This is a genomic window from Streptomyces sp. NPDC046716 (assembly GCF_040645755.1).
Classification (GTDB): domain Bacteria; phylum Actinomycetota; class Actinomycetes; order Streptomycetales; family Streptomycetaceae; genus Streptomyces.
Genome location: NZ_JBEYYU010000012.1, coordinates 40,268 through 54,985, shown reverse-complemented (window position 1 = coordinate 54,985; position 14,718 = coordinate 40,268). Strand labels below are relative to the sequence as shown.

Sequence of the window (14,718 nt, the reverse complement as noted above, 5' to 3'; positions counted from 1 at the left end):
GGTGGTTCACCTGGAGAGAGGGTCGCCGGGGGACCGGGGTTCCATGCACGTACATGTTCCGTTCACCCGGAAGGGCGGGGAACGGACGGTGCCCCCGTCCTCGGAGTGCGAGGACGGGGGCACCGGGAGCCGCGGACGGTCAGTGCCGGCCCGCCTGGGGCTTGGCGTTGACCAGGACGGCCGCGCAGATGCCCGCCAGGAGCATCGCGCCGACCGCGTACCAGATCGCGTGGGTGTAGCCGTGGACGATGCCCGCGGCGACGACCTGGTCCTTCTTCGAGGGGTCGGTCATGTGCGTCGCGATGTACGAGCCCGTGGCCGAGGTCGCGATCGTGTTCAGCAGGGCCGTGCCGAGCGAACCGCCCACCTGCTGCGAGGTGTTGACCATCGCGGAGGTGACGCCGGCGTCCTGCGGGCGGATGCCGCTGGTCGCCGTGGAGAAGACCGGCATGAACGTCAGGCCCATGCCGAGGCCGAGGATCAGCTCGGCGGGCAGGACGTGGCTGACGTACGAGGAGTCGACGCTCAGCTGGGTGAGGATCAGCAGGCCGCCGGCGGCCAGGACCATGCCCGGGACCATGAGCGCGCGGGCGGGGACCTTCGGCAGCAGGCGGGCCGAGATCTGCGTCGAGCCGATGATGATCGCCACCGACATCGGCAGGAAGGCCAGGCCGGTGCGGACCGGCGAGTAGCCGAGGATGCCCTGGAGGTAGTAGGTCATGAACAGGAACAGGCCGAACATGCCGATCGTGGCCAGGCCCATGGTCAGGAAGCAGCCGGCCCGGTTGCGGTCCTTCAGGATGCGCAGCGGCAGCAGCGGCGACTTGGCGCGGGACTGCCAGAACACGAACGCGACGAGCAGCACCGCACCGCCGATCAGCAGCGAGACGACCATCGAGTCGCCCCAGCCGCGCGGCTCGGCCTCCGAGAAGCCGTAGACGATCGCGACGAGACCGCCGCAGCCCAGGATCACGCCGGGCACGTCGAGCTTGATGTCCTTGTGGCCCGCGCGGTCGTTCAGCAGGATCACGGCGCCGATGACGGCGACGATCGCGATCGGGATGTTGACGTACAGGCACCAGCGCCAGTTCAGGTACGAGGTGAGGATGCCGCCGAGCAGCAGGCCGACGGCGCCGCCCGCGCCCGCGAGCGCGCCGTAGATGCCGAACGCCTTGCCGCGCTCGCGCGGGTCGGTGAACGTCGTGGTCATCAGCGACAGCGCCGACGGTGCGAGGATCGCGCCGAAGACGCCCTGCAGCGCACGTGCGCCGAACAGCATGCCGGAGCTCTGCGCGGCGCCGCCGATCGCGGAGGCGAGGGCGAAGCCGATCAGGCCGATGATGAAGGTGCGCTTGCGGCCGACGAGGTCGGCGACCCGGCCGCCGAGCAGGAGCAGGCCGCCGAAGGCCAGGGTGTAGGACGTGATGACCCACTGGCGGTTGGCGTCGGACATGCCGAGGGCCGTCTGGGCGGACGGCAGCGCGATGTTCACGATGGTCGCGTCGAGGACCACCATCAGCTGGGCCAGGGCGATGACGACCAGGCCCCACCAGCGGCGGGGGTCGGGCGCATCGGCCGCCGGTGCGGCGGGGGAGGCCGGCGCCGTCCGGTTGGCGCCGACGGATATGGAGTCGCTCATGGCGAGGTGTCGCTTCCTTTGGGTCGCGTGAAGGTGAGGGGGGACGCGCCGCGCGGGGAGGGGCGGGGCGGTCGGGGGCTCTGCGTGGAGCCTGATCGTCAGTATCGCTGACTATCAGAATCAGGATACGCTATGGGGCATGACGGACGACCCCTTCTCCGCGGGACCGCTGACGCACCGCCTCGGGTACCTCGTCAAGCTCGCTTTTCACCAATTGTCCGGGATGCTCGCCGAGGCGCTGGAGCCGTACGGGGTGAATCCGCGTGAGGTGGGCGTGCTGTCGGTCATCGCGACGGACGGCGAGGAGCGCTCGCAGCACGAGCTGGCCCAGCTGATCGGGGTGGACCGCACGACGATGGTCGCGGTCATCGACGCCCTGGAGGACAAGGGTCTGGTCGAGCGGCGCCGCAGCGCGGTGGACCGCCGGCGCAACGTCGTGGCGCTCACCCCGGCCGGCGTCACCTGTCAGCGCGAGGCGGACCGGGCCCGCGTCGAGACGGAGCGGGCCTATCTGGCGCCGCTGGACGAGGCGTCGGCGCAGGCGCTGACCGAGGCGCTGCGCACGCTGTACGTGGCCCACGCGGCTCGGTAGCGGCCGGGTTTGACCTTCGTCACTCTCGGGGTAGTCTCTACGGCCCGATTGGCCCCGGACATGCCCCGTATGGCAGACTAGCGGGGTTGCTCGGTTGAGTGCCGATGCTGCGCGCCTCCCGTCGGGAGGACCGAAAGCGAGTCCCACAGTACTCGTCGCCCCATCTGTCGCCTGCGGCAGCGCTGGAGCGGACGTACGGGAATCTTTCGGGAAGTTCAGCGCGGAACTCCAACCAGGCGCCTGGTGGGTTTCTTCCCCCAGCCTTGCGGCCTTGGGCCGCGGTTCCTGTAGCAGGGAAATCCGTACGGATATTTCTGTCAGCGAGACCGCGACACGCCCGACCGCGTGGGTCGGAGGAAGTGTGAAACAGGGCCCTCAGGAGCCAGAGCGTTACGAGAGACAGGACTACTAAGTAGCCATGGCGGGACAGAAGATCCGCATCCGGCTCAAGGCCTACGACCACGAGGTCATCGACTCCTCGGCGAAGAAGATCGTCGAGACGGTGACGCGTACTGGTGCGTCGGTCGCGGGCCCGGTGCCGCTGCCTACCGAGAAGAACGTGTACTGCGTCATCAAGTCGCCGCACAAGTACAAGGACTCGCGCGAGCACTTCGAGATGCGCACGCACAAGCGCCTGATCGACATCCTCGACCCGACGCCGAAGACCGTTGACTCCCTGATGCGACTCGACCTTCCGGCCGGCGTCGACATCGAGATCAAGCTCTGAGGGCCGGTGATCTGAAGATGACTAAGCAGATCAAGGGCATCCTGGGCGAGAAGCTCGGCATGACGCAGGTGTGGGACGAGAACAACCGCGTTGTTCCGGTCACCGTCGTCAAGGCCGGCCCCAACGTCGTGACCCAGGTCCGCACGAACGACGTGGACGGCTACGAGTCCGTCCAGATCGCGTTCGGCGAGATCGACCCGCGCAAGGTGAACAAGCCCCTCAAGGGCCACTTCGCCAAGGCCGACGTCACCCCCCGTCGTCACCTCGTCGAGATCCGTACCGCTGACGCCAGCGAGTACACCCTCGGCCAGGAGATCACCGCTGAGACCTTCGAGTCCGGCATCAAGGTGGACGTGACCGGCAAGAGCAAGGGCAAGGGCTTCGCCGGTGTCATGAAGCGTCACAACTTCGCCGGTGGCAAGGCATCGCACGGTGCCCACCGCGTGCACCGCAAGCCGGGCTCGATCGGTGGCTGCGCCACCCCCGGCCGTGTGTTCAAGGGCCTCCGCATGGCGGGCCGTATGGGCAACGAGCGGGTCACCACCCAGAACCTGACCGTCCACGCCGTTGACGCGGAGAAGGGTCTGCTGCTCATCAAGGGCGCGGTTCCCGGTCCGAACGGCGGCCTCGTCCTGGTCCGCACTGCGGCCAAGGGGGCCTGAGGTAACCGATGAGCACTGTTGACATCCTTTCGCCGGCAGGCGACAAGACCGGGACGGTCGAGCTCCCCGCGGAGATCTTCGCCGTCGAGAAGATCAGCGTTCCGCTGCTTCACCAGGTCGTCGTCGCGCAGCTGGCCGCTGCCCGCCAGGGCACGCACAAGACCAAGACCCGTGGCGAAGTCCGTGGTGGTGGCAAGAAGCCTTACCGCCAGAAGGGCACCGGCCGCGCCCGTCAGGGCTCGACCCGCGCGCCGCAGTTCGCCGGTGGTGGCGTCGTGCACGGTCCCGTGCCGCGTGACTACTCGCAGCGGACCCCGAAGAAGATGAAGGCTGCCGCGCTGCGTCACGCCCTCACCGACCGGGCCCGCAACGCTCGCATCCACGTCGTCTCCGGCGTGGTCGAGGGCGAGGTCTCCACGAAGGCCGCCAAGACGCTGTTCGGCAAGATCTCGGAGCGCAAGAACCTGCTCCTGGTCGCCGACCGCGCCGACGAGGCCGCGTGGCTCTCCGCCCGCAACCTGCCCCAGGTCCACATCCTGGAGCCGGGCCAGCTGAACACGTACGACGTTCTCGTCTCGGACGACGTGGTCTTCACCCAGGCCGCTTTCGAGTCCTTCGTGTCTGGCCCCAAGGCCGCTGACACCGAAGGGAGCGAGGCCTGATGGCTACGCGTCACCCGAGCATCGCCTCGAAGGCCGCCAAGGCCGCCAAGGCCGCGCGCGTCGCCAAGGCGAAGCGCATCGCGACCGAGGGCAAGATCGCTGTCGAGCCCACGCCGCTGAGCAAGTCCTTCACGGACCCGCGCGACGTTCTCGTCAAGCCGGTCGTCTCCGAGAAGTCGTACGCGCTTCTCGACGAGGGCAAGTACACGTTCATCGTGGCCCCCGGCGCCAACAAGACCCAGATCAAGCAGGCCGTCGAGGCGGTCTTCTCGGTCAAGGTCACCGGCGTCAACACGATCAACCGTCAGGGCAAGCGCAAGCGCACGCGCACCGGTTTCGGCAAGCGTGCCGACACCAAGCGCGCGATCGTGACCCTTGCTGAGGGCGACCGTATCGACATCTTCGGCCAGGCCTCCTAACGGAGCGCCCGGTCCGAATATCGGACGAGGACTGAGAAATGGGAATCCGCAAGTACAAGCCGACTACGCCGGGCCGTCGTGGCTCCAGCGTCGCCGACTTCGTCGAGGTCACGCGGTCCACGCCGGAGAAGTCGCTGGTCCGCCCCCTGCACAGCAAGGGCGGTCGTAACAACTCCGGTCGCGTGACCGTTCGCCACCAGGGTGGCGGACACAAGCGCGCCTACCGCGTGATCGACTTCCGTCGGCACGACAAGGACGGCGTTCCGGCCAAGGTCGCTCACATCGAGTACGACCCCAACCGCACCGCCCGCATCGCCCTCCTGCACTACGCGGACGGCGAGAAGCGCTACATCCTGGCCCCGCGCGGTCTCGCGCAGGGTGCCGTGGTGGAGAACGGCCCGGCGGCCGACATCAAGCCCGGTAACAACCTGGCGCTCCGCAACATCCCGGTCGGTACCACGATCCACGCGATCGAGCTCCGTCCCGGTGGTGGCGCCAAGTTCGCCCGCTCCGCGGGTGCCTCCGTGCAGCTGCTGGCCAAGGAGGGCGCCATGGCGCACCTCCGTATGCCGTCCGGTGAGATCCGCCTGGTCGACGTGCGCTGCCGCGCCACCGTCGGCGAGGTCGGCAACGCCGAGCAGTCCAACATCAACTGGGGCAAGGCCGGCCGCATGCGCTGGAAGGGCGTCCGCCCGACCGTGCGTGGTGTCGTGATGAACCCGGTTGACCACCCGCACGGTGGTGGTGAAGGCAAGACCTCCGGTGGTCGTCACCCGGTCTCGCCGTGGGGCAAGAAGGAGGGTCGTACTCGTGATCGCAACAAGGCGAGCAACAAGTACATCGTCCGCCGCCGCAAGTCGAACAAGAAGCGCTAGGAGCGGGTTTAGATGCCGCGCAGTCTCAAGAAGGGACCCTTCGTCGACGGCCACCTCGTAAAGAAGGTGGACGTACAGAACGAAGCCGGTACCAAGAACGTCATCAAGACCTGGTCCCGTCGCTCGATGATCATCCCCAGCATGCTGGGTCACACCATCGCGGTGCACAACGGCAAGACCCACATCCCGGTGTTCGTCACCGAGTCGATGGTCGGCCACAAGCTCGGCGAGTTCTCGCCGACGCGCACCTTCCGGGGTCACGTCAAGGACGACCGGAAGTCGAAGCGCCGCTAACGCGGGGTGGAATCGACTATGACTAACACCGAAGGGACAACCATGGAAGCCAGGGCCCAGGCGCGGTACATCCGCGTCACGCCCATGAAGGCCCGCCGCGTGGTGGACCTCATCCGTGGCATGGATGCCACGGAGGCTCAGGCGGTCCTGCGTTTCGCCCCGCAGGCCGCGAGCGTGCCGGTCGGCAAGGTGCTGGACAGCGCCATTGCCAACGCCGCGCACAACTACGACCACCCGGACGCTTCGTCGCTGTTCATCAGCGAGGCGTTCGTCGATGAGGGCCCGACCCTGAAGCGGTTCCGTCCGCGTGCCCAGGGCCGTGCCTACCGGATCCGCAAGCGGACTTCGCACATCACCGTGGTCGTCAGCAGCAAGGAAGGAACCCGGTAATGGGCCAGAAGGTAAACCCGCACGGGTTCCGGCTCGGTGTCACGACCGACTTCAAGTCGCGTTGGTACGCCGACAAGCTGTACAAGGACTACGTCAAGGAAGACGTCGCCATCCGTCGGATGATGACGTCCGGCATGGAGCGCGCCGGCATCTCGAAGGTGGAGATCGAGCGCACCCGTGACCGCGTGCGTGTGGACATCCACACCGCTCGTCCCGGCATCGTCATCGGCCGTCGTGGCGCCGAGGCCGACCGCATCCGCGGTGACCTCGAGAAGCTCACGGGCAAGCAGGTCCAGCTGAACATCCTCGAGGTCAAGAACCCCGAGACCGATGCTCAGCTCGTGGCCCAGGCCGTCGCGGAGCAGCTGTCCTCCCGCGTCTCCTTCCGTCGCGCCATGCGTAAGAGCATGCAGTCGGCGATGAAGGCGGGCGCCAAGGGCATCAAGATCCAGTGTGGCGGTCGTCTCGGCGGTGCCGAGATGTCCCGTTCGGAGTTCTACCGCGAGGGCCGTGTGCCCCTGCACACGCTCCGCGCCAACGTGGACTACGGCTTCTTCGAGGCCAAGACGACCTTCGGCCGCATCGGCGTGAAGGTCTGGATCTACAAGGGCGACGTCAAGAACATCGCCGAGGTTCGCGCCGAGAACGCCGCTGCCCGCGCCGGCAACCGCCCGGCCCGTGGCGGCAACGACCGCCCGGCCGGCCGTGGTGGCCGTGGTGGCGAGCGTGGCGGTCGCGGTCGCAAGCCGCAGCAGCAGACGGCTCCGGCCGCCGAGGCCCCCAAGGCCGACGCGCCCGCCGCTGCCGCTCCGGCTGAGAGCACCGGAACGGAGGCCTGACCGAAATGCTGATCCCCCGTAGGGTCAAGCACCGCAAGCAGCACCACCCGAAGCGCAGCGGTATGTCCAAGGGTGGCACGCAGGTTGCGTTCGGTGAGTACGGCATTCAGGCCCTCACCCCGGCGTACGTGACGAACCGTCAGATCGAGGCCGCTCGTATCGCCATGACGCGTCACATCAAGCGTGGCGGCAAGGTCTGGATCAACATTTACCCGGACCGTCCCCTCACCAAGAAGCCTGCCGAGACCCGCATGGGTTCCGGTAAGGGTTCGCCGGAGTGGTGGATCGCCAACGTCAAGCCCGGACGCGTGATGTTCGAGCTGTCGTACCCCAACGAGAAGATCGCGCGTGAAGCCCTGACTCGTGCGGCCCACAAGCTGCCGATGAAGTGCAAGATCGTTAAGCGCGAAGCAGGTGAGGCGTGATGTCGGCCGGGACCAAGGCGTCCGAGCTGCGCGAGCTGGGCAACGAGGAGCTTCTCAACAAGCTCCGCGAGGCCAAGGAAGAGCTGTTCAACCTCCGCTTCCAGGCGGCGACCGGTCAGCTCGAGAACCACGGCCGGCTCAAGGCCGTCCGCAAGGACATCGCGCGGATCTACACCCTCATGCGTGAGCGCGAGCTGGGCATCGAGACGGTGGAGAGCGCCTGATGAGCGAGAAGACTGTGACTGAAGAGACTGCCGCCCGCGGCTTCCGCAAGACCCGTGAGGGCCTTGTTGTCAGCGACAAGATGGACAAGACCGTCGTCGTCGCTGTCGAGGACCGCGTCAAGCACGCGCTGTACGGCAAGGTCATCCGCCGTACGAACAAGCTCAAGGCGCACGACGAGCAGAACGCCGCCGGTGTCGGCGACCGTGTCCTCCTCATGGAGACCCGGCCGCTGTCGGCGACGAAGCGCTGGCGCGTCGTCGAGATCCTCGAGAAGGCCAAGTAATTCGCAAGATTCTCTGACGGGGATCCCCCTCAGAGTTCGTTCCGCCAGGCTCCCGGGGCAGTGCAGTTCGCTGGACTGCCCCGGGGGAACCGGCAGACAAACAGGAGATAGACGTGATCCAGCAGGAGTCGCGACTGCGCGTCGCCGACAACACGGGTGCGAAGGAAATTCTCACCATCCGTGTTCTCGGTGGCTCGGGTCGCCGCTACGCGGGCATCGGTGACGTCATCGTCGCCACCGTCAAGGACGCGATCCCCGGTGGCAACGTGAAGAAGGGTGACGTCGTCAAGGCGGTCATCGTTCGCACCGTCAAGGAGCGCCGCCGTCCGGACGGCTCGTACATCCGCTTCGACGAGAACGCCGCCGTCATTCTGAAGAACGACGGCGACCCTCGCGGCACCCGTATCTTCGGCCCGGTGGGCCGTGAGCTGCGCGAGAAGAAGTTCATGAAGATCATCTCGCTCGCGCCGGAGGTGCTGTAAGCATGAAGATCAAGAAGGGCGACCTGGTCCAGGTCATCACCGGTAAGGACAAGGGCAAGCAGGGCAAGGTCATTGCCGCTTACCCGCGCGACGAGCGCGTCCTGGTCGAGGGTGTCAACCGGGTCAAGAAGCACACCAAGGCCGGCCCCACCGCCTCCGGCTCGCAGGCCGGCGGCATCGTCACCACCGAGGCCCCCGTCCACGTCTCCAACGTCCAGCTGGTCGTGGAGAAGGACGGCAACAAGGTCGTGACGCGCGTCGGTTACCGCTTCGACGACGAAGGCAACAAGATCCGCGTTGCCAAGCGGACGGGTGAGGACATCTGATGACGACCACCACTTCCCCGCGTCTGAAGCAGAAGTACCGCGACGAGATCAAGGGCAAGCTGCAGGACGAGTTCTCGTACGAGAACGTCATGCAGATCCCCGGCCTGGTCAAGATCGTGGTCAACATGGGTGTCGGTGACGCTGCGCGTGACTCGAAGCTCATGGACGGTGCTGTCCGCGACCTGACCACCATCACGGGTCAGAAGCCGGCCATCACCAAGGCCCGCAAGTCCATCGCGCAGTTCAAGCTGCGTGAGGGCCAGCCGATCGGTGCCCACGTCACGCTTCGTGGCGACCGCATGTGGGAGTTCCTGGACCGCACCCTGTCGCTCGCGCTGCCGCGCATCCGCGACTTCCGTGGTCTGTCCCCCAAGCAGTTCGACGGCCGTGGCAACTACACCTTCGGTCTCACGGAGCAGGTCATGTTCCACGAGATCGACCAGGACAAGATCGACCGCGTCCGGGGTATGGACATCACCGTGGTCACCACGGCGACCAACGACGCTGAGGGCCGCGCGCTCCTTCGTCACCTCGGCTTCCCGTTCAAGGAGGCGTAAGCGAGATGGCGAAGAAGGCTCTCATCGCGAAGGCTGCCCGCAAGCCCAAGTTCGGCGTGCGTGCGTACACCCGCTGCCAGCGCTGCGGTCGTCCGCACTCCGTCTACCGCAAGTTCGGCCTGTGCCGCGTGTGCCTTCGTGAGATGGCTCACCGTGGCGAGCTGCCGGGCGTGACCAAGAGCTCCTGGTAGTCCCCACTTTTCGGGACTGCTTGGATCTCTCGGTAAGTAAAGGGTCGGCAGTGGCCCCCGCTCTCATGGCTTAGGCTAGGAGGGTTGGGCGCTTCTGCCGCCCTGACCGACTTACTACGCCGTAGGTCCCCGCGCCGCACCCGTCCCGCCCCTGTGTGGGGAGAGGGATGGCGCATACAGGAAACCCCGGCGAGAGAGGCCGAAGGCCAATTCATGACCATGACTGATCCGATCGCAGACATGCTTACGCGTCTGCGGAACGCGAACTCGGCGTACCACGACACCGTGGCTATGCCGCACAGCAAGATCAAGTCGCACATCGCCGAGATCCTCCAGCAGGAGGGTTTCATCACCGGCTGGAAGGTCGAGGACGCCGAGGTCGGCAAGAACCTCGTCCTCGAGCTGAAGTTCGGCCCGAACCGTGAGCGTTCGATCGCCGGCATCAAGCGCATCTCCAAGCCGGGTCTGCGCGTTTACGCGAAGTCCACCAACCTGCCCAAGGTCCTCGGCGGCCTCGGCGTGGCGATCATCTCCACGTCGCACGGTCTCCTGACCGGCCAGCAGGCAGGCAAGAAGGGCGTGGGTGGGGAAGTCCTCGCCTACGTCTGGTAGCGGAAGGGAACGGAGGAAACAGCTATGTCGCGTATTGGCAAGCTCCCCATCACGGTTCCCGCCGGCGTGGACGTCACCATCGACGGCCAGACGGTCTCGGTGAAGGGCCCCAAGGGCAACCTGAACCACACCATCGTCGCGCCTATCGAGATCGCCAAGGGTGAGGACGGCGTCCTGAACGTCACCCGCCCCAACGACGAGCGTCAGAACAAGGCCCTGCACGGCCTGTCCCGCACGCTGGTGGCGAACATGATCACCGGCGTGACCACGGGTTACGTGAAGAAGCTCGAGATCAGCGGTGTCGGTTACCGCGTCCTGGCGAAGGGCTCCAACCTGGAGTTCTCGCTCGGCTACAGCCACTCGATCACGGTCGAGGCGCCCGAGGGCATCTCGTTCAAGGTCGAGTCGCCGACCAAGTTCTCGGTCGAGGGCATCGACAAGCAGAAGGTCGGCGAGGTTGCGGCCAACATCCGCAAGCTGCGCAAGCCCGACCCGTACAAGGCCAAGGGCGTCAAGTACGAAGGCGAAGTCATCCGCCGCAAGGTCGGAAAGGCGGGTAAGTAAGCCATGGCATACGGTCAGAAGATCGCTAAGGGCGACGCTTACAAGCGTGCGGCAATCAAGCGCCGCCACATCCGTATCCGTAAGCACATCTCGGGTACGGCCGAGCGTCCGCGTCTGGTCGTGACGCGCTCGAACCGCAACATCGTGGCCCAGGTCATCGACGACGTTAAGGGTCACACCCTCGCGTCGGCGTCGACCCTGGACACCTCGATCCGCGGTGGCGAGGGCGACAAGTCCGCGCAGGCCAAGTCGGTCGGCGCCCTGGTCGCCGAGCGCGCCAAGGCCGCCGGTGTCGAGGCTGTCGTGTTCGACCGTGGTGGTAACCAGTACGCCGGGCGCATCGCTGCCCTGGCGGACGCCGCCCGCGAAGCCGGCCTGAAGTTCTGAGCCGGTTCCGTAGCTAGCGGAAACAGAGAGAGGTAATTCCAATGGCTGGACCCCAGCGCCGCGGTGGCGGTGCCGGTGGCGGCGAGCGGCGGGACCGGAAGGGTCGCGACGGTGGCGCTGCTGCCGCCGAGAAGACCGCGTACGTTGAGCGCGTTGTCGCGATCAACCGCGTCGCCAAGGTTGTGAAGGGTGGTCGTCGCTTCAGCTTCACTGCGCTCGTCGTAGTGGGCGACGGTGACGGCACCGTGGGTGTCGGTTACGGCAAGGCCAAGGAGGTGCCGGCCGCCATCGCCAAGGGTGTTGAGGAGGCCAAGAAGCACTTCTTCAAGGTCCCCCGTATCCAGGGCACCATCCCCCACCCGATCCAGGGTGAGAAGGCTGCCGGCGTCGTGCTGCTCAAGCCCGCGTCCCCGGGTACCGGTGTTATCGCCGGTGGTCCGGTGCGCGCCGTGCTCGAGTGCGCCGGCGTTCACGACATCCTGTCGAAGTCGCTCGGCTCCGACAACGCGATCAACATCGTGCACGCGACCGTGGAGGCCCTCCGTGGCCTGCAGCGCCCCGAGGAGATCGCGGCCCGCCGTGGTCTGCCCCTCGAGGACGTCGCCCCCGCGGCTCTGCTCCGTGCGCGTGCCGGGGCTGGTGCGTAATGGCGCAGCTCAAGATCACGCAGGTGAAGTCGTACATCGGCAGCAAGCAGAACCACCGTGACACCCTGCGTTCCCTTGGTCTCAAGGGCATCAACACGCAGGTCGTCAAGGAGGACCGCCCCGAGTTCCGCGGCATGGTGCACACCGTCCGCCACCTCGTGACGGTTGAGGAGGTCTGATCATGGCGGAGAACAACCCGCTGAAGATCCACAACCTCCGTCCGGCCCCCGGTGCCAAGACCGCGAAGACCCGTGTCGGTCGCGGTGAGGCGTCGAAGGGTAAGACGGCCGGTCGTGGTACCAAGGGCACGAAGGCCCGTTACCAGGTTCCGGAGCGCTTCGAGGGTGGCCAGATGCCCCTCCACATGCGTCTCCCGAAGCTGAAGGGCTTCCGGAACCCCTTCAAGGTCGAGTTCCAGGTCGTGAACCTGGACAAGCTCGCCTCGCTGTACCCCGAGGGTGGCGAAGTCACCGTCGAGGGTCTGGTGGAGAAGGGTGCTGTCCGCAAGAACAGCCTCGTCAAGGTCCTCGGCCAGGGCGAGATCTCCGTGGCGCTGCAGGTGACGGTCGACGCCGTCTCCGGCTCCGCCAAGGAGAAGATCACCGCCGCCGGCGGTACGGTCACCGAGCTCGTCTGAGTCCATCGGACGACGTCTCGATGACGTGAGCGATCCCGACCGGGGATACCCCACAAAAGGGGTATCCCCGGTTGGTCGTTCCTAGGGGGGCAGGTACGCCGGTAAGGTGGCGTCCGCTGTTAATTTCTGGGATCTGCGTGCCCCCGGCACCAATCGCGGACCTTGACCGTTACGTATTCGTCGAATCCTCAAGACCGTCACCTCTGACGCACGCGCGCGGGGGTCGCAGGAGGCACCGTGCTCACCGCGTTCGCCCGGGCGTTCAAGACGCCCGACCTGCGCAAGAAGCTGCTCTTCACGTTGGGCATCATCGTGATCTACCGGCTCGGCGCGCATGTGCCGATCCCCGGAGTGGATTACTCGAGTGTCCAGACGTGCATGGACCAGTCCAGCTCCACGACCGGCCTGTTCGGCCTGGTCAACATGTTCAGTGGTGGCGCGCTGCTCCAGATCACGGTCTTCGCGCTCGGCATCATGCCGTACATCACCGCGAGCATCATTCTGCAGCTGCTCACCGTGGTGATCCCGCGTCTGGAGGCCCTCAAGAAGGAGGGTCAGGCCGGTACGGCGAAGATCACGCAGTACACGCGCTACCTGACCGTGGCTCTCGCCATCCTTCAGGGCACCGGCCTGGTGGCCACCGCCCGGACCGGCGCGCTCTTCCAGGGCTGCTCCGTCGCGAGCCAGATCGTCCCCGACCAGTCGATCTTCATCACCGTCACGATGGTCATCGTCATGACCGCCGGCACCTGCGTGATGATGTGGCTCGGTGAGCTGATCACCGACCGCGGCATCGGCAACGGCATGTCGATCCTGATGTTCATCTCGATCGCCGCCAGCTTCCCGGCCTCGCTGTGGGCCATCAAGCAGACCGGCTCCCTGGCCGACGGCTGGATCGAGTTCGGCACCGTCATCCTCGTCGGCCTGGTCATGGTCGGCCTGGTGGTCTTCGTCGAGCAGGCCCAGCGCCGTATCCCGGTCCAGTACGCGAAGCGCATGATCGGCCGCCGGTCCTACGGCGGTACGTCTACGTACATCCCGCTCAAGGTGAACCAGGCGGGTGTGATCCCTGTCATCTTCGCCTCGTCGCTCCTCTACATCCCGGCCCTGGTCGCCCAGTTCGCAGGCGGCAACTCGGGGTGGAAGCTGTGGATCGACGACCACCTGACCAAGGGAAATCACCCGATTTACATCGTCACGTACTTCCTCCTGATCGTTTTCTTCGCGTTCTTCTACGTGGCGATCTCGTTCAACCCCGAGGAAGTCGCGGACAACATGAAGAAGTATGGTGGCTTCATCCCGGGCATCCGGGCTGGCCGACCGACCGCTGAGTACCTCTCTTATGTGCTCAACCGGATCACCTGGCCGGGTTCGCTGTACTTGGGTCTGATCGCTCTCGTACCGACGATGGCGTTGGTTGGTTTCGGGGCAAGCCAGAACTTCCCCTTCGGCGGCACCAGCATCCTGATCATCGTGGGTGTTGGTCTGGAGACGGTGAAGCAGATCGAGAGCCAGCTCCAGCAGCGCAATTACGAAGGGTTCCTCCGCTGATGCGAATCGTCCTCGTCGGGCCGCCCGGTGCTGGCAAGGGAACGCAGGCCGCGTTTCTCGCCCAGAACCTGTCGATCCCGCACATCTCCACGGGCGACCTTTTCCGTGCCAACATCAGCAAGGGCACGGATCTCGGCAAGCAGGCGAAGTCCTACATGGACGCGGGCCAGCTGGTACCGGACGAGGTCACCATCGGGATGGCCAAGGACCGCATGGAGCAGCCGGACGCCGTGAACGGCTTCCTGCTCGACGGCTTCCCTCGCAACGTCTCGCAGGCCGAGGCGCTCGACGTCGCCCTCAAGGCCGACGACGTGAAGCTGGACGCGGTTCTGGACCTGGAGGTCCCCGAGGACGAGGTGGTCAAGCGCATCGCCGGCCGCCGCATCTGCCGCAACGACTCTGCGCACGTCTTCCACGTCGTGTACAAGCAGCCCGAGGCCGAGGGCGTCTGTGACGTCTGCGGCGGGGAGCTGTACCAGCGCGACGACGACAAGGAAGAGACCGTCCGCAAGCGGCTCGAGGTCTACCACACGCAGACCGAGCCGATCATCGACTACTACCGGGAGCAGGGGCTCGTCGTGACGATCTCCGCCCTCGGCAAGGTCGAGGAGGTCACGGCGCGGGCCATGGAGGCCCTGGGCCGCTGACGCCCCTTGTTGTACGTGGCTGAGGCCGCGGTTCCCCGTCCGGGGGGCCGCGGCCTTAGTGTTGGTGTACGTACACCACGTATCG

The 14,718-nt window shown here is 66.3% G+C and carries 25 protein-coding genes; 24 read left to right on the top strand and 1 reads right to left on the bottom strand.

The features are described 5' to 3' along the window. Nucleotides 1-139: 139 nt before the first annotated feature. Nucleotides 140-1,639: an MFS transporter gene (locus ABZ930_RS12050; protein WP_361545485.1), complete on the bottom strand. Its 1,500-nt coding sequence runs from the start codon at nt 1,637-1,639 to the stop codon at nt 140-142. Nucleotides 1,640-1,778: 139 nt separating this feature from the next. Here ABZ930_RS12050 and ABZ930_RS12045 point away from each other — a divergent pair, with 139 nt between their 5' ends. The 24 genes from ABZ930_RS12045 to ABZ930_RS11930 all read left to right on the top strand — a co-directional run bounded on the left by ABZ930_RS12045 (nt 1,779) and on the right by ABZ930_RS11930 (nt 14,633). Continuing rightward, nucleotides 1,779-2,231 carry a MarR family winged helix-turn-helix transcriptional regulator gene (locus ABZ930_RS12045; RefSeq protein ID WP_361545482.1) on the top strand — a complete coding sequence of 151 codons (453 nt, stop codon included), beginning with the start codon at nt 1,779-1,781 and terminating at the stop codon, nt 2,229-2,231. 418 nt (nt 2,232-2,649) lie between these two features. Next, nucleotides 2,650-2,958, top strand: coding sequence for a 30S ribosomal protein S10 (gene rpsJ, locus ABZ930_RS12040; protein ID WP_003948644.1), 309 nt, complete (start codon nt 2,650-2,652; stop codon nt 2,956-2,958). Between the two features lie 17 nt (nt 2,959-2,975). Then, nucleotides 2,976-3,620: a 50S ribosomal protein L3 gene (gene rplC, locus ABZ930_RS12035; protein WP_361545479.1), complete on the top strand. Its 645-nt coding sequence runs from the start codon at nt 2,976-2,978 to the stop codon at nt 3,618-3,620. 8 nt (nt 3,621-3,628) lie between these two features. After that, complete coding sequence (gene rplD / locus ABZ930_RS12030) at nt 3,629-4,282, top strand: 50S ribosomal protein L4 (RefSeq protein WP_351458236.1); 654 nt, start codon at nt 3,629-3,631, stop codon at nt 4,280-4,282. Continuing rightward, nucleotides 4,282-4,701 carry a 50S ribosomal protein L23 gene (rplW, locus tag ABZ930_RS12025; RefSeq protein ID WP_351458233.1) on the top strand — a complete coding sequence of 140 codons (420 nt, stop codon included), beginning with the start codon at nt 4,282-4,284 and terminating at the stop codon, nt 4,699-4,701. Before rplD ends, rplW begins: the two co-directional genes overlap by 1 nt. 38 nt (nt 4,702-4,739) lie before the next feature. Next, nucleotides 4,740-5,576, top strand: a complete 837-nt coding sequence (gene rplB / locus ABZ930_RS12020; RefSeq protein ID WP_111663847.1) for a 50S ribosomal protein L2 — start codon at nt 4,740-4,742, stop codon at nt 5,574-5,576. 12 nt (nt 5,577-5,588) lie between these two features. Then, on the top strand, nt 5,589-5,870 hold the full coding sequence (gene rpsS / locus ABZ930_RS12015; protein ID WP_111663848.1) for a 30S ribosomal protein S19: 282 nt from the start codon (nt 5,589-5,591) through the stop codon (nt 5,868-5,870). Between the two features lie 42 nt (nt 5,871-5,912). Further along, on the top strand, nt 5,913-6,260 hold the full coding sequence (gene rplV, locus ABZ930_RS12010) for a 50S ribosomal protein L22 (protein ID WP_111663849.1): 348 nt from the start codon (nt 5,913-5,915) through the stop codon (nt 6,258-6,260). Next, nucleotides 6,260-7,099 (top strand): 30S ribosomal protein S3, encoded by an 840-nt coding sequence (rpsC, locus tag ABZ930_RS12005; protein WP_111663850.1) that lies wholly within the window; start codon nt 6,260-6,262, stop codon nt 7,097-7,099. The genes rplV and rpsC overlap by 1 nt, the downstream gene beginning before the upstream one ends. 5 nt (nt 7,100-7,104) lie before the next feature. Further along, on the top strand, nt 7,105-7,524 hold the full coding sequence (gene rplP / locus ABZ930_RS12000; protein ID WP_055553500.1) for a 50S ribosomal protein L16: 420 nt from the start codon (nt 7,105-7,107) through the stop codon (nt 7,522-7,524). Continuing rightward, a complete protein-coding gene (rpmC, locus tag ABZ930_RS11995; protein WP_010036720.1) occupies nt 7,524-7,748 on the top strand; it encodes a 50S ribosomal protein L29 in 225 nt (74 codons plus the stop codon). The genes rplP and rpmC overlap by 1 nt, the downstream gene beginning before the upstream one ends. Then, a complete protein-coding gene (gene rpsQ, locus ABZ930_RS11990; protein ID WP_111663851.1) occupies nt 7,748-8,032 on the top strand; it encodes a 30S ribosomal protein S17 in 285 nt (94 codons plus the stop codon). The genes rpmC and rpsQ overlap by 1 nt, the downstream gene beginning before the upstream one ends. Before the next feature lie 113 nt (nt 8,033-8,145). Continuing rightward, the gene (gene rplN / locus ABZ930_RS11985) at nt 8,146-8,514 is read left to right on the top strand and encodes a 50S ribosomal protein L14 (protein WP_003974257.1); all 369 of its coding nucleotides are present in this window, start codon (nt 8,146-8,148) and stop codon (nt 8,512-8,514) included. Between the two features lie 2 nt (nt 8,515-8,516). Further along, nucleotides 8,517-8,840, top strand: a complete 324-nt coding sequence (gene rplX, locus ABZ930_RS11980) for a 50S ribosomal protein L24 (RefSeq protein ID WP_016645174.1) — start codon at nt 8,517-8,519, stop codon at nt 8,838-8,840. Next, nucleotides 8,840-9,397 (top strand): 50S ribosomal protein L5, encoded by a 558-nt coding sequence (rplE, locus tag ABZ930_RS11975; protein ID WP_018528359.1) that lies wholly within the window; start codon nt 8,840-8,842, stop codon nt 9,395-9,397. The genes rplX and rplE overlap by 1 nt, the downstream gene beginning before the upstream one ends. Before the next feature lie 5 nt (nt 9,398-9,402). Continuing rightward, nucleotides 9,403-9,588 carry a type Z 30S ribosomal protein S14 gene (locus tag ABZ930_RS11970; protein WP_003956452.1) on the top strand — a complete coding sequence of 62 codons (186 nt, stop codon included), beginning with the start codon at nt 9,403-9,405 and terminating at the stop codon, nt 9,586-9,588. A 213-nt stretch (nt 9,589-9,801) separates the two neighbouring features. Continuing rightward, nucleotides 9,802-10,200, top strand: coding sequence for a 30S ribosomal protein S8 (gene rpsH, locus ABZ930_RS11965; protein WP_018528360.1), 399 nt, complete (start codon nt 9,802-9,804; stop codon nt 10,198-10,200). A gap of 24 nt (nt 10,201-10,224) precedes the next feature. Continuing rightward, nucleotides 10,225-10,764: a 50S ribosomal protein L6 gene (rplF, locus tag ABZ930_RS11960; protein WP_361545470.1), complete on the top strand. Its 540-nt coding sequence runs from the start codon at nt 10,225-10,227 to the stop codon at nt 10,762-10,764. Nucleotides 10,765-10,767: 3 nt separating this feature from the next. Then, complete coding sequence (gene rplR, locus ABZ930_RS11955) at nt 10,768-11,151, top strand: 50S ribosomal protein L18 (protein ID WP_018528362.1); 384 nt, start codon at nt 10,768-10,770, stop codon at nt 11,149-11,151. A 41-nt stretch (nt 11,152-11,192) separates the two neighbouring features. After that, nucleotides 11,193-11,798 carry a 30S ribosomal protein S5 gene (gene rpsE, locus ABZ930_RS11950; protein ID WP_111663853.1) on the top strand — a complete coding sequence of 202 codons (606 nt, stop codon included), beginning with the start codon at nt 11,193-11,195 and terminating at the stop codon, nt 11,796-11,798. After that, a complete protein-coding gene (gene rpmD / locus ABZ930_RS11945) occupies nt 11,798-11,977 on the top strand; it encodes a 50S ribosomal protein L30 (RefSeq protein ID WP_052580766.1) in 180 nt (59 codons plus the stop codon). The genes rpsE and rpmD overlap by 1 nt, the downstream gene beginning before the upstream one ends. A 2-nt stretch (nt 11,978-11,979) precedes the next feature. Further along, nucleotides 11,980-12,435 (top strand): 50S ribosomal protein L15, encoded by a 456-nt coding sequence (rplO, locus tag ABZ930_RS11940; RefSeq protein ID WP_361545466.1) that lies wholly within the window; start codon nt 11,980-11,982, stop codon nt 12,433-12,435. Between the two features lie 237 nt (nt 12,436-12,672). Beyond that, a complete protein-coding gene (secY, locus tag ABZ930_RS11935; protein ID WP_361545463.1) occupies nt 12,673-13,986 on the top strand; it encodes a preprotein translocase subunit SecY in 1,314 nt (437 codons plus the stop codon). Next, nucleotides 13,986-14,633 carry an adenylate kinase gene (locus ABZ930_RS11930; RefSeq protein WP_111663856.1) on the top strand — a complete coding sequence of 216 codons (648 nt, stop codon included), beginning with the start codon at nt 13,986-13,988 and terminating at the stop codon, nt 14,631-14,633. Before secY ends, ABZ930_RS11930 begins: the two co-directional genes overlap by 1 nt. Nucleotides 14,634-14,718 lie beyond the last annotated feature (85 nt).